This is a genomic window from archaeon (assembly GCA_016432545.1).
In the GTDB taxonomy this organism is placed as follows: domain Archaea; phylum Thermoproteota; class Nitrososphaeria; order Nitrososphaerales; family Gagatemarchaeaceae; genus UBA183.
Genome location: CP066694.1, coordinates 448,682 through 461,985, shown reverse-complemented (window position 1 = coordinate 461,985; position 13,304 = coordinate 448,682). Strand labels below are relative to the sequence as shown.

Annotated in this window: 13 protein-coding genes; 6 read left to right on the top strand and 7 right to left on the bottom strand. The window is 62.0% G+C overall.

The window, feature by feature from the left end; genetic code table 11:
* Window positions 1–43 precede the first annotated feature (43 nt).
* Window positions 44–1,864 carry a (Fe-S)-binding protein gene (locus tag HY247_02540; GenBank protein ID QQG49209.1) on the top strand — a complete coding sequence of 607 codons (1,821 nt, stop codon included), beginning with the start codon at window positions 44–46 and terminating at the stop codon, window positions 1,862–1,864.
* On the opposite strand, the gene HY247_02535 is transcribed toward HY247_02540, so the two are convergent.
* Window positions 1,861–3,708, bottom strand: a complete 1,848-nt coding sequence (locus HY247_02535; protein ID QQG49208.1) for an NFACT family protein — start codon at window positions 3,706–3,708, stop codon at window positions 1,861–1,863. The two genes, HY247_02540 and HY247_02535, sit on opposite strands and share 4 nt — an antisense overlap.
* Before the next feature lie 58 nt (window positions 3,709–3,766).
* Here HY247_02535 and HY247_02530 point away from each other — a divergent pair, with 58 nt between their 5' ends.
* Window positions 3,767–3,991 carry a hypothetical protein gene (locus tag HY247_02530; protein ID QQG49207.1) on the top strand — a complete coding sequence of 75 codons (225 nt, stop codon included), beginning with the start codon at window positions 3,767–3,769 and terminating at the stop codon, window positions 3,989–3,991.
* Here HY247_02530 and HY247_02525 read toward each other — a convergent pair.
* A complete protein-coding gene (locus HY247_02525) occupies window positions 3,972–4,322 on the bottom strand; it encodes a hypothetical protein (GenBank protein QQG49206.1) in 351 nt (116 codons plus the stop codon). The two genes, HY247_02530 and HY247_02525, sit on opposite strands and share 20 nt — an antisense overlap.
* A 130-nt stretch (window positions 4,323–4,452) precedes the next feature.
* Here HY247_02525 and HY247_02520 point away from each other — a divergent pair, with 130 nt between their 5' ends.
* Window positions 4,453–5,853 carry a right-handed parallel beta-helix repeat-containing protein gene (locus HY247_02520; GenBank protein ID QQG49205.1) on the top strand — a complete coding sequence of 467 codons (1,401 nt, stop codon included), beginning with the start codon at window positions 4,453–4,455 and terminating at the stop codon, window positions 5,851–5,853.
* 5 nt (window positions 5,854–5,858) lie between these two features.
* Here the strand turns inward: HY247_02520 and HY247_02515 are convergent, their stop codons facing one another.
* Complete coding sequence (locus tag HY247_02515; GenBank protein ID QQG49204.1) at window positions 5,859–6,590, bottom strand: AAA family ATPase; 732 nt, start codon at window positions 6,588–6,590, stop codon at window positions 5,859–5,861.
* Between the two features lie 59 nt (window positions 6,591–6,649).
* On the opposite strand from HY247_02515, the gene HY247_02510 reads away from it, so the two are divergent.
* A complete protein-coding gene (locus HY247_02510; GenBank protein QQG49203.1) occupies window positions 6,650–6,907 on the top strand; it encodes a ribonucleoprotein in 258 nt (85 codons plus the stop codon).
* 12 nt (window positions 6,908–6,919) lie between these two features.
* A complete protein-coding gene (locus HY247_02505; GenBank protein QQG49202.1) occupies window positions 6,920–8,134 on the top strand; it encodes a methionine adenosyltransferase in 1,215 nt (404 codons plus the stop codon).
* Here the strand turns inward: HY247_02505 and HY247_02500 are convergent.
* The 3 genes from HY247_02500 to HY247_02490 are packed head-to-tail and all read right to left on the bottom strand — an operon-like array spanning window position 8,126 to window position 10,697.
* On the bottom strand, window positions 8,126–9,013 hold the full coding sequence (locus HY247_02500) for a hypothetical protein (protein QQG49201.1): 888 nt from the start codon (window positions 9,011–9,013) through the stop codon (window positions 8,126–8,128). The two genes, HY247_02505 and HY247_02500, sit on opposite strands and share 9 nt — an antisense overlap.
* A 45-nt stretch (window positions 9,014–9,058) precedes the next feature.
* Window positions 9,059–10,105 carry an AIR synthase gene (locus tag HY247_02495; GenBank protein QQG49200.1) on the bottom strand — a complete coding sequence of 349 codons (1,047 nt, stop codon included), beginning with the start codon at window positions 10,103–10,105 and terminating at the stop codon, window positions 9,059–9,061.
* A 10-nt stretch (window positions 10,106–10,115) separates the two neighbouring features.
* A complete protein-coding gene (locus HY247_02490) occupies window positions 10,116–10,697 on the bottom strand; it encodes a hypothetical protein (GenBank protein ID QQG49199.1) in 582 nt (193 codons plus the stop codon).
* Between the two features lie 54 nt (window positions 10,698–10,751).
* On the opposite strand from HY247_02490, the gene HY247_02485 reads away from it, so the two are divergent.
* Window positions 10,752–11,729 (top strand): hypothetical protein, encoded by a 978-nt coding sequence (locus HY247_02485; protein ID QQG49198.1) that lies wholly within the window; start codon window positions 10,752–10,754, stop codon window positions 11,727–11,729.
* Here HY247_02485 and HY247_02480 read toward each other — a convergent pair.
* Window positions 11,672–13,288 carry a CTP synthase gene (locus HY247_02480; protein ID QQG49197.1) on the bottom strand — a complete coding sequence of 539 codons (1,617 nt, stop codon included), beginning with the start codon at window positions 13,286–13,288 and terminating at the stop codon, window positions 11,672–11,674. The genes HY247_02485 and HY247_02480 overlap by 58 nt on opposite strands.
* Window positions 13,289–13,304: the final 16 nt, after the last annotated feature.

The following is a 13,304-nucleotide window of genomic DNA, read 5'->3' as shown; positions in this document are numbered from 1 at the left end:
CCTCTGGCAAGCCTATAAGCCGAGTACCGCTCGGCCTCTGCGAGTGGCTCCTCCCGACCTCGCATACGCGGCGGTCTACGCCGGCTTCCTCGCCAGCGTCGCTGTCGCCATCTTCGCCGTCCTCCGGGAGTCTGCGAAGTCCCCCTCCAGCCTGAGGCCGGGCCGTCTCCTCGGGCTCACCAAGGACGAGCTGGGCCGCCTCTCCACGGGGGAGCCCGTCTTCCTGATGCACCTCTCGATAGCGGCGGGAGTCGGCCTCTCGATAGGGGCCTTCGCGCTCGACCCCGTCCTTGGTCTCGCCCCGGCGTTGCGGCTCCTGATCCTGATTGCGTCGCTCCCGATCCTCGTGGGGCTGGTGGCCGCCTTCGCCTGGCGGATTGAGAGGTTCGGCAGGAGCAAGCGGGTCGAGAGAGACCTCGTCCGCACGGACGCCCGACTTTCGTCTTCTTCCACGGCCCTCCAGCTGGTCCTCATGGCCGCCATCGCCCTGACCGCCTCCGAGCTTGCAGTCCTCTGGATCCCTCAGCTGTGGGCGACGGGAGCCATCCTTGGCTCAGTCCGGAACCTGCTCGTAGCTTACTACTATGCTCGCCCCACTGTCAACCTGCTGTCGACCTACGACAGGCCCCTATCCACGATGACCATTCCGTTCAACCTGGCCGACGTCATCTCCGGGAAGACAGACGCCTCAGAGATCAGGGCCGGGGTCAGGACCTACTCTGACTTTCGGACGTCCGACCGCCTGTCCTTTGACTCGTGCGTAGAAATCGGAGCCTGCGAAGCCGCCTGCCCGGCGACCGAGGCCGGCCGCCCACTCTCGCCCAGGCTCCTCGTCCGCAAGATGAGCTTGCTCGCGGAGTCGGGCCCGGAGACAGACCCCTTCTCCCTCGCGAGCGATGACGAGCTCTGGTCGTGCACCTCCTGCGGCGCCTGCGTGAGCAGCTGTCCGGTCGGGGTTCAGCACCTGGACGTGGTCTACGACCTTAGGCGCGAGCTCGTGAGCAGGACCAAGCTCGACAAGGAGAAGACCTCGCTTCTCTCGAACCTGGCCCAGAGCCAGAACCCGTACGGATTCAGGCAGTCCGCCAGGGCCGACTGGGCTTCAGGCCTCGGAGTCCCCACCCTGGCCGCCAACAGGGACGCGGAGTACCTCTTCTGGGTCGGGTGCGTTTCATCCTTCGACACCCGCGCGCAGGGGATAGCCAAGGCCCTTGGCAAGATACTGAAGTCGGCGGGGCTCTCGTTCGCGATCCTGGGTCCCGAAGAGATGTGCACTGGGGACCCCGCGCGTCGCCTGGGAGAGGAGGGCAGGTTCCAGGAGCTCGCGATCCAGAACGTAGAGAAGATGAACTCCTACGGGGTCAAGAAGGTGATCGCTTCGTGCCCGCACTGCTTTAACTCCCTCAAGAACGAGTATCCGGCGTTCGGCGGGAAGTTCGAAGTCGTATATCACACTCAGCTCATCTCGGACCTGATCCGCGACGGAAGGATCAGCCTCCCCCCGGACAAGGTCCAGAAGATCTCCGTGACTCTCCACGACGCATGCTACGCGGCCAGGTACAACAACGTCTTCGACGAGCCGCGGGCCGTCCTGGGGGCTGCCGTGTCGGACCTGAGGGAAATGGGGAGGCGCAAGGAGAAGACGTTCTGCTGCGGGGCGGGGGGTTCCAACTATTGGTTCAAGGTGCCTCAGCAGCGTTCGATCGCCGGTATCAGGACTGAGGAGGCTGCCTCGACGGGCGCGAAGGAGATTGCCACCGAGTGTCCTTTCTGCATGTCGATGTTCGAGGACACGACCAAGGTGATGAACACGGGAATGGACGTCAGGGACGTGGCCGAGATCGTCGCTGACTCCCTCGTCTAGGTGTCAGACTGGGGCCTTCTGCCTGGGGCCCTGCTCTCGGTGCCCTTCCTGACGACCTTGCCTCCACCAGTGGGCAGGGCTCTCGCGACTTCGTCCAGCGTGGCCTCAACAGGTTCCTCACCGGCCAAGGCTTGGAGCTCCTTGAGCACCTTCTTCGCAGTATCCGAGCCTTTCTCCTTGTGCGGCCTCAGGATGACGTATCCCTTCAGCCCTGGAGCTAGGGCCGACTCGGGCCCTGCTACGACCCTGCCGCGCTCGTCGAGGCCCACGGCCACTTCCAGGATGTTGCGGGTCACGTAGTTCTTCTTCCCCTTGATCGCAAAGCTCCCCCTCGAGAGGAACTCCCCGCTCGGCGCAGCGGTCGACACCTGGTCAGGGCCGACCCAGTACGCGTCCGCCGCCCCGAGCCCTGTCTTCCAGGCGCTACTGAAGGCGGCCGTCGCCTGCGCGACCTCGCGGACCTCCGCGTCGTTCTGGTTCTTTCCTTCCTTCAGGACGAAGAAGGGCGAGCCGAAGAGGTCGGCATGAAAGACGGTGTCCCCTTCCGCCATGTGCCTCTTCACGAGAAGTGAGTTGGAGCCCGCGTCTCTCCCCCCGAGGGCAAGCTTGCCCCCACTTGTCCGGAACCACCTGAACTTCTCGAACCACTCGGAGTGCCTCCTAGGCAGCACCTTCCTTCTAGAGGGGACCTTCTCAGGGATGGCGCCTGCTTTCTTTCCTATCCTCTTCGCGGCCGCGAGCGAGTCTCGCGCTCCCTCCTCGAGCCTCTTCGCCTCATCGTAGAGCAGCGAAGCCGCAGCCGCAGCTGTGGAGGGGGCGCGCCTGGGGCGAAGCCCGGCGGCCTCCATCAACTTCAGGGCCTCAGCAAGAGACTCTGACTTCGCAGCCTCCACAGCTCTGGCCTTTGTCCCCCTGGCCTCTTCCTCCAGTCTCTTCGCGTCGGCTTCAAGCTTCATGACCGTCAGCTCGGCCTGGCGCCTCCTCTCGTCCACCTGGGCTTCGGGCTCCACGCCGTCTGACTCCACATCGGCAAGGAGGAGGTCGTCGCACAACTCCGACAACGACGCACCCTTCCTGACTAGCGGGAACGCTCGCGGCTCGACAGCAAAGATGTCCTCGCCGTCCTGGACAGAGCAGACGCAAGGGCTGGGAGACTTCCTTGCGGCCGAGACGATCCTCGCCAGGACCTCCGCGGCCTCCTGCTCCCTGCCCGCGAGGAGGCTCGACGGGTCTTCGTCCTTGAGACCCAGCCTCGCCAGTGTCTCGGCGACGTACTTCTTCGGTATCGAGAAGTTCCTCCCAAATGCCTTTCCGACCGTACTCTCCTTCCCGAGCGCAGCCGCGACCTCGGCTGGGCTGGCCTGAATTGGGCTCAGCCTCCTCTGCGAGGGCTGTGAGTAAGCGCCTCCCTTGACCAACCTCCTCGAAGGGGAGCGGACCTCCCTCAAGACCTGGCCTATCCTCCCATCGTCGTCGACGAGGACTACGTTCCCTGGGGGCATCATCTCCACAACGAGCTTCTTACTCCCCTCTCCGACCTCGAACTCCAGCACGAAGACCCTGTCGAGGTCCGCTTGCGAGGCGCTGAGAAACTTGGCCCTCTCGAGCTCGCCCCTCAGCTTCGAAGTGAAAGGCGAGGTCTCTGACCTTTCTGAGACCTTGGTCGAGACCCAGACGCCGCGCCGGGGCGACGCGACCAGCCAGCGGTCTCCCTCCTCGGGGCGCCTCAGCCTGAGGACTTGCGACTCGCCGAGCGAATAAATGTTATTAATGTACGAACCTCGAAGCGCCAAATCGATTTCTCTGACGAGCGCCAAGACTTCGAAGCCTGATAGTTCTGCCACGAACGCTGTGCCTTCATCCCAGTTTGATAAGCTCTATTGGACGCGGATTCTACTGGGGGTGTTGGCTGGGGCCGGGGCCCACTTCATCTTCGGGGTCGACCCCACTAGCGGCCTGACGGTCGGGCTGATCGGATACCTTGCTTCTTACTACGTGGCCAGGTTCTTCTGGTTCAGAAACCTGGACAAGCAGAGCACGAGCAAGATGTACACGACCGGGCTGCTAGGATACTTCATGCTCTTCCTGTTTACGTGGATACTGCTCTTTACGCTTGCGTCGGCGTGAGCTTCGAGTAGCTGACTAGGGTCTCTGCGTACCCCTGGTCGAACTCGTCTGACATCTGGCTCCCGCTAATGGAACTGGCGGCCCTCGAAACTCTCTCCGGAGACCACGTCTGTAGGGTCCCGTCCTTGGCCTTCGTGATGCTCGCGAGGATCCCGCTCGCTGCGAGAAGGCTCCCTCTCTCTCGCTCGTTTCGCGCCGCGGGGATGAGAGCGGCGAGCTTGCTCTTCGCATCGTCCACCTCCGAGTCCCTAAGGGACTGGAGCACTGAAGAAACGCCTTCGTACAAGACCTTGCTCGAGAGCACGAGCCTTGTAGCGTATTTAACCTTCAATAAGACCAGACGACAAAATCTGTTGTATCGATTGTCAAATCCCGCGCATCAATGGAGAGGCTCGTCGTGCGAGCCAGTAAGAACACTGTTCCACATTTGTTATATATCTGTAAACCTCTAACGAGTCTCCATGTCTGCCGGGAGATTCGGTAGGCTTACTCCTGCCGCGATTGTCGGGCTCTTCCTGATTTCCGCACTATCGATCGTGCCCGTGTCGGTCCATGCCGTCCCTCCTGCTTGCGGTTCTACTCTTACCCTGTCAGTCGCGCTCGCGGCAGACGTCGGCCCCTGCCCAGGGGACGGTCTCATCATCGGCGCGGACAACATCTCTCTCGACTGCGCCGGGCACCTGGTGAAAGGTAACGGGGTCGGTGCAGGCATCTCCATTTCTGGATTCAAGAACGTGACCGTCGGCAATTGCACAGTGAATGGTTTCGTGAACGGTGTCGAGCTGGTAGGATCAACAAAGGACAGGATACGCCACAATACGGCGACCAACAACTCGATCGGCTTCCTGGTGACGAACTCTTCGAACAACGACAAGCTTGAGAAGAACTCGGCGACGAACAACAAGGCCGACGGCTTCGTGGTGTCGGCCTCCAGCATGGACACCCTGAAGGGCAACATCGCGACGGACAATGTCGCCAACGGCTTCAAGCTCCTCAGCGCGGCTACCAACGTCCTGAAGGCCGACAGGGGCTCCTCCAACGGCGGAGACGGCTTCCTCCTGCAGTCCTCGACCTCCAACACCCTGGGAGAGGGGAAGGCGATACACAACGGCGGCTCCGGAATCCACCTGGCCTCCGGCTCCGACACCAACGTGCTCCGCGAGAACGCGGTCAGGAACAACACCGGGTACGGCATCCTCCTTCAGAGTTCATCTCACAACACTCTGAGGAACAACCACGCAAAGTTCAACACCGGCGGCTTCAGGTTCGAGACCTCTTCATCGAACACCCTCAAGAACAACGACGCGGATCACAACGGGATCGGTTTCACTCTCGCTGCGGGCTCTAACTCCAACACGCTGCAAGGGGACCACGCCAACAGGAACACCGTCGGCGGGTTCTCCATCCTCTCATCCGGGTCGAACGCGGTAAGGGACGCCAGCGCCGACAGGAACGGCGGCGACGGATTCAGGGTCTTCAACTCCTCCACGAACCTCATCGAGAAGGCCCGCGCGAACAGGAACGTCGGAGTAGGCTTCCACCTGCTCAACTCGTCCAACTCCAACTCCATCAGCAAGAGCAACGCGAACGCCAACACGGGCGGCGGGTTCCTGGTAGAGAGGTCGTCCTCGAACTCGCTGATGAAGGACCAGGCGAACAGCAACACCGGGAGCGGTTTCCACTTGGTCAGTTCGGTGACCTCGACCCTTGGCGACGACAAGGCAAACAAGAACTCCGGGTATGGCTATGCTGACGACTCGGTCGGGACAGGGACCGCCGGCACCGCCAACACCTACTCCAACGACAAGTGCGACAACAACACCCTCGGTGGGTCCTCGCCCGCCGGGCTCTGCACGTCCTAAGGGCGTTACTCTACTCCCGCGATTCCCAGCGAGAGCGAAGCTATCTTCCCGGTGCGCGTGTCTGTTGCCCTTAGCGAGCCGCCCGACCTTTCAAGCCAGAGCGACCCATGGACCAGCTGGTCCACGGTCTTTCCCCCTATCTCGACCTCGCTTCGCGACCCGAAGGTGACCCTGTTCGTGACAAGATAGGCCCTCTCGTTGACTATGGCGTCCCTGGCCATCCTGCTGAGATGGACTCCCAGGGCTCCCTGCCTGTTCGCGAGGTTTGCGTTTCCTGGGAGCTCGAGGGTGAAGTTCTTGGTGAGGCTGTCGACTATCACCAACTCGCACTCCGACGTCAGCTCTCTCTCAGCGGCCCGCATGACCGCCTCCTCCTGCTCGGCCATGGTCGTCGCCCGAAGATAGACTATGCTCTCAAGGACAACGCTCTTCGTCAGGCCTCTGGCTGCAGCGATCTCTGCGATCCTCTCTGGCCTGAACGAGCCCTCCGTGTCTATGAACAGAGTCCTCCTGCCTTTGATCGAGGAGTACAGTGCCGCTTGCATGGCGATCTGGGTCTTGCCACTGTTGCTCTTACCAAAGACCTCGACGACCCGCCCTGCCCGGTATCCTCCCCCGAGCAGTTCGTCCAGGCTCCTTGACCCGCTCGGGCTGAACCAGAGGGAGGAGGCCCTTTCGGCCGTCTCGGCCCCGTCCATCTCCACCCAATCTTTCAGCCCTCCAAGTCCCTCTTTCATGTCGCGAATCGCACCGATTGCTTTTTAACTGTGATTTTCGCCCTGCGAAAAAGCACGACGTGAATCCTCAACCGCAGGCCCAGCCCCAAGCAAAGCGTCCTCTAAGCGTCCTCCAAAAAGCAACGAGCAAGCAGGTCGCCGTCCGCCTAAAGAGCGAGATAGAGTACAGAGGGAAGATGTCCAACGTCGACCCGTACATGAACGTCATCCTCGTCGACGCAGAGGAGACGGAGAACGGGGCGAAAATCGCAACTTATGGGAAGGTCGTCATAAGGGGCAACAACGTCCTCTACATCAGGATAGAGGACAGACTCTAGGGAGGCCTACCTTTGGCGCAAAGGTCCCTCCACGCTGAGGAAATCAAGGGCCACAGCGTCAGAGACTTCGAAGTAGAGATAGTAGAGAGAAAGGGGAAGGGACACCCGGACAGCTTAATCGACGGCGCCTGCGAAGCCGTCTCGCTGGGTCTGAGTTCTCACTACCTCGGCGAATTCGGCTCGATACTCCACCACAACGTCGACAAGGGTATCCTGGTCGGCGGAAAGTCCCTTGCCAAGTTCGGGGGCGGAAGGGTGAGCACCCCGATCTACCTGATGGTCGCGGGAAGGGCGACCGAGACAGTCCCATTCAAAGGTAAGAACGTCCTCATCCCAGTGGAGGAGATAGCAAGAGAGTCGATCCGCTCCTTCGTCAAGGAGACCATGCGGTTCCTCGACCCCGACAGGCACGTAGTCATCGACACCAAGATCAAGCAGGGCTCGCCCGACCTCGTCTCCGTCTTCATGAGGAAGGGGGTGATGCCCGTCTCCAACGACACCTCCATCGGCGTGGGATTCGCACCCCTTACCCCCACCGAGGGCCTCGTCCTTGGAATAGAGAACAGGCTCAACTCTGCGGCGTTCAAGAAGAAGTACCCGGAGGTCGGCGAGGACGTCAAGGTCATGGGGATGAGGAAGGGGAAGAGGCTCGAGCTCACCGTAGCCGCCGCGATGGTCTCTCCCCTGATCCCCAACGCGAGCCACTACGTCAGCGTCCTCGGCGACGTGGGGAAGGAGATCGACAAGCTGGCCGAAGGCGTGGACCTCGACGTAAGGTACAAGCTCAACGCGGCCGACGACCTGAAGCGGGGCGACTACTATCTCACGGTCACAGGGACCTCGGCGGAGCAGGGCGACGACGGGAACACCGGGCGCGGCAACAGGGTCAATGGGCTCATCTCCCCGATGCGCCAGTACTCCATGGAGGCAACGGCAGGGAAGAACCCAGTGAACCACACCGGAAAGATCCTAAACGCACTCGCAATCCTCTCGGCAAGAGAGATCGTCGACGAGGTCGGGGGAATCAGGGAGGCCTACGTAAGGGTCCTCAGCAGGATCGGGAAGCCGATCGACCAGCCCCTGATCGCGAGCGCCGCCGTCGTCCTGGAGAAGGGGACAAGGATGGGGGCCGTCCGCTCGGACATCCTGTCGATCCTGGACGAGTCCCTGAGGGACATCCGGAAGGTCACGAAGATGATCCTTCAGAAGAAGATCCCGCTATTCTAGGGCAGAAGCTTCGCCCCGGACGTATGCCAGCGCCTTCGCGGGTTCCATCTCCACGTCGAACGCCCTCCTGAAGAACGTGGCTACTGCTTCGACGTCGTGCTTGAGATACTCGGAGGCGTTGGGATGGTTCGCCCTGACCGCCTGGGGCCAGTCGATGAGCCAAACCCTCTCCCCGTCCGTGAGTATGTTGTACTCGCTGAGGTCCGCGTTGATCAGCTCCGCGACCAAGTAGGCCTTCCTCATCGCCTCGAATACAGAGGCCTCCGAGGACCGGGCATCTACCAGGTCCGGGCGCTGCGACAGCCTCACCCCCGTGAGCTGCTCCGAGAGGACTGTGCTCCTGCTGTAGGAAATGACCTCAGGGAACGAAGGCGACAGCCCGCCCAGGTCTTTGAGGGCCTCGTACTCCTTCCTGGCCGCCTCATAGTTGGCGGTCACCCAGTTCTTGATCTCCCCGCCTTCCTGCTGTCGCCTCCTCCTGACCTGCTTGAAGCTGGTCCGACCTATCTTGTAGAACTTGAGCGCATATCTCGTCCCCTCCTCGGTCACTGCTTCGTAGACGTCAGACTCCTTTCCCTTGGCGATTGCCGGCCCCAGTGCGAAGATCAGGTCCTTCTTCACATAGTCCCTCAGGGCCATCACCTCGACCCCCTCCTGTCTCAGTGCGAACCCCTCCCCGCGCCGTTGGGCGAGCCCCTTCTTCACCAGCTCCTGCACCGCGAAGCTGACTCTCTCCTGGGGGAGCCTCGCCGAGCGTGACAGGCGCCCGCGGTCGGCGGAGCCATAGCTCGTGGCGATCCTCTCGAGGGCCGCAAGGGTCCTCCACTCTTCGTCCTTGACGGTCTTCAGGATCCTGGCCGCGCGCTCAATCGACGACAAACTTACTGTGGGTCCCCTCAGGCGTTGTTATTTGAAAGAATCTCGTTAGTTGCGGCCCTTTGAGGCTCTAGCGTAGGCCTCCCAATAGCGGTCGTCCACCGGGCCCTCCAGGCTCTCGCCTCCTCCCTTCCGCCTGAGAAGTAGCCCCCGCCCGGCCCTCACGGCCCCCAACTCCGCCACCGCGATTCGGGCCCTGGCCATCCTTGCCTTGAGGCCACCAACGCTATCCGGCGAGCAAGTGATGAGCAGCGCCCCTTCCCCGAGGGTCCTCAACGGGTCGAGGCCGAACTCGGCGCACACCGCCTTCGCGGCCGGCGATACTGGTATGGCCTCTTCTTCTACCACGAACGCCTTCTTTGATGCAGCCGCCATCTCCTCCAGGCCCCCGATCACCCCGCCCTCGGTCGCGTCGTGCATCGAAGTGACAGCCCCCTCCCCGAGCCCCTCCCTAGCGGCCACGACGGAGTCCCTGACCGTCGAACAGAGTCGTATCATCCTCTCCGCCTTTACGGCCAGGCCTTTGCCCACTCGTTCTCTGGCCCTCTCCGGGAAGGAGAGCGCGAGCGTGGCGGCACCCTCGATTGCCGCATGCTTTGTCATCAGGACCGCATCCCCTGCCCTTGCCATCGCAGGTGTGACGAACCCCCCTCGCCTGGCGAAGCCCAGCATCGAGCCTGCGCCCACGACGGTGAACGCAGCCCCTGGATAACTGCCCGTGTGCCCGCCTATTATCGAAACTCCGAGCTTGCCGCACTCTCGGCCGACCGCGCGCAGATAGCCGCCCCTCTCCGATCCCGCCATCGCGCGCGGAAAGTTGTAGCTGAAAGTGGCGAAGGTCGGGCTCGTCCCAGAGGCGAAGTAGTCAGAGGCAATCAGGTGGACGCTGAGCCACGCCGAGAGTTCGGGCCCGAGCGAAGGGACCATCGAAATGGGGTCCACGGTCGCTATCATCACGTCCCTTCCCCTCAGGGCCACGACGGCGTTGTCGAGCCCTCTCCCCGGCCCCACAAGTACGCGGGGGCTTCTCGAGCCCAGGTTGGGGAAGATCGCGTCTCTCATGAACGAGACCCCGGCCTTGCCCATTGGGCGCAACGACGGAGACCTAGTCGAACCCGAGCCTCTTGAAGGCTGGCCCGGCTGCCTTGACGAGGATCAGGGCGACCGGAATGAATGCCAAGTCGAGGAGGGTCAGAAAGTCTATGCTCGCAGCGTAGAAACCTGAAGTCACGTCCGTCGGCGATCCGTACCCGAAGAGGCCGTAGGTGTAGAAGGCCCAATCGGGGAGGAAGAAGGCCAGCGTCTCAAAGACCGTCGCTCCGACCATCGCAGCTACAAGGGTCTTGGTGCCCCTCTTGCTCGCCCAGGCTACGATGAGCGCCTCCGGGGCTCTTGCCCACACGATGCCCGGCGCATAGATGGCGGGCCACCCTAGGTAGGTGATGTTCAGCGACTCGCCGACGAATGACCCTATCGCTGTCGCGGCGAATCCGGGCCTGGCCCCTGCGAGGACGGCCAGGGCTAGATAGATCGGCGGGGCCCAGGTAATCTCTCCGAGCGGCTCGGGCAGTTTGATCGAAAGGAAGGTCGCCAGCGCGATGAGAGACGAGAAGACTGTTACCACAGAGAGGGCTACTGCGGGGCCGGGGTGCCTCTTTCCGCCGGGGGGATCCTGGCCTGAACCCACTCTGCTCGCCTGTCCGACCACCCTTATAAACTGGTGAATAAGTCGATTATAGGATTGCAGCCCCCGGACGAACTAATGGTCGAGTCTTATCTTCCCGCAATGAGGATTCTCGTGGCGAGACGCCTGCGGTCCATGGGACTGTCGCAGAGCAGGATATCCAGCCTGCTCGGTGTCACCCAGGCATCCGTGAGCAACTACCTCTCATCAAAAGGAGAGAAGCCTTACGCGACCCTCGAGCGTTTCTCGGTGTCCCGAAAGGAGGCTGACGAGAACGTGGGACGGATCTCGGAAGGGGTCCTGGCCGGCCCGGTACAGGGCGTCGAGGCCCTCACCTCGATCTGGACCGGACTGTTAGGGGCAGGGTCCGTGTGCGGACCGCACAGGGCAGACCATCCGGGCCTCGCCGACTGCGAGGTCTGCATCGAGCTTTACGGGGCTGTAGAGAAGAAGAGGTCCCTCGGCGTAGCTGAGGTCTCGGCTGCCGTCCGCATTCTCGAATCATCGGCCACCTTCCCGCTGGTAGTCCCGCAGGTCTCTGCGAACCTGGCCTCCCTGGCCTTCGACTCGGACTCGCCAGACGATGTGGTGGCTGTCCCCGGGCGGATCGTCCGCGTCAAGGGCCGGGCCATGAGCGTGCTTCCGCCCGCCGCAGGTGCGTCGAGCCACTTGTCGAAGTTCTTGCTCACTGCCAGGAGAAGGCGGCCGGAGTTCAGAGCCTGCATCAACCTGCTCTACGACAACGAGATGAAGAGTGCGCTCTCGACAACCCGCGTGCAGAGCATCGAGGTCTCGAGCCGGTCCGTGAGGGGTGAAGGGGACCCAGCCACCGCTGCGCTCGAGCGGAGGCTCAAGGCCCCTGCGACGGACTTCTGGGCAGTGGTAGACCGCGGCGGCGAGGGGATTGAGCCCAGCACCTACCTCTTCGGAAGGAGCGCGAGAGAGGTAGCGACGCTGGCGGTCAGGGTCTCTGATGCCTACGAGGATCTCTTTCGACGAGGGGCCGATGCGCACGCCTCCAAGAAGGCCAAGTAGATCGGCTCCGGGCGCTCGGGCCTGCTGACGTACTCCGGATGGAACTGCGTCCCCATGTAGAACGGATGGCCTTCGAGCTCGAGGATCTCGGCCCGTTTCCCGCCGTCGCTGAACGCCGAGTACTTCAGGCCCCTTTCGCCCATCGCCTTCAGGTACTTCTGATTGACTTCGAACCTGTGCCTGTGCCTCTCACGGATCTTCGCGCTCCGATAGATCTCATAGGCCCGGCTTGGCCTTTCCAGGAAGACATCGTGCCCGCCCAGCCTCATCGTTCCTCCGAGGTCCGAGACATTCTTCTGTTCGGGGAGGAGGTCAATCACAGGATGCCTCGTCTCCGGCGCCACCTCAGTCGTGTTGGCGTCCTCGAATCCGAGGACGTTCCTTGCGAAAGCGACCGTCGCCAGCTGAAACCCGAAGCAGAGCCCAAGGAACGGTATCTGTTTCACTCTTGCGTGGTTGGCGGCGGCAATCTTTCCTTCGATCCCCCGGCTCCCGAAACCTTGAGGAAGGACGATCCCGTCCTGAGCTTCGACGAGCTTCAGTTTTGACGGGTCTGACTCGAGCTCTTCCGACTCGATCCACGAAATCTTCGCCCTGACCCCCTTCGCGGCCGCCGCGTGGGCGAGAGCCTGGTTGACGCTCACGTAGCTGTCGGAGAGGCTGGCGTACTTCCCGATGAGGGCTATGTCTACTTCCCTCCTCTTTCCGACGAACCTCCTGGCGACGCCGTTCCACTTCGACATCTTAGGCCTCGACTTCGTGCCCAGCTGCTTCAGGACGGGCTTCAGTATGCCCTCCTTCGCGAGTAGCCTGGGAACCTCGTAGATCGAGGCCACGTCGGGGTCTGATATCACGCTCCCGAGCGGGACGCTGGTGAAGAGGGAGATCTTCTCTTTGGCCTCCTTGGGCAGGGGCCTGGTGCCGCGAATCACGGCGACGTCCGGCTGGATGCCAATCCTCCTCATCTCCTGAACGCTGTGCTGGGTCGGCTTGGTCTTCATCTCCCCTACGACCGAGAGCTCTGGGGCGAGGCTGACGTGCATGAACAGAGTGCGTCCCCAGCCCTCCTCCATCCTCATCTGCCTGAAAGCCTCCAGGAAGGGCAGGCTCTCAATGTCGCCCACGGTGCCCCCGCACTCGACGACTAGGATGTCGACCCTCTCTGCAGCGGCCAGCTCGCGAATCCTGCGCTTAATTTCATCAGTTATGTGCGGGATGATCTGCACAGACTTCCCGAGGAACCGGCCCTTCCTCTCTTCGTCGATCACCTTCTTGTAGATCTGGCCTGTCGTGATGTTGTTGGACCTTGTCATGTTGACGTTCAGGAAGCGCTCGTAGTTGCCGAGGTCCATGTCGGTCTCGCCTCCATCGTCCGTCACGAAGACCTCCCCGTGGGTGTACGGGTTCATCGTACCGGCATCGAAGTTCAAGTAGGGGTCGATCTTGAGGCAACTTACCTTCAAGCCAGAGAGCTGGAGAAGCTTCGCAACCGAGGAGGTTGTAATGCCCTTGCCGAGGCCTGACATCACCCCTCCAGTCACGAAGAGATATCTCGGCATATTGCAGCCGAACGAT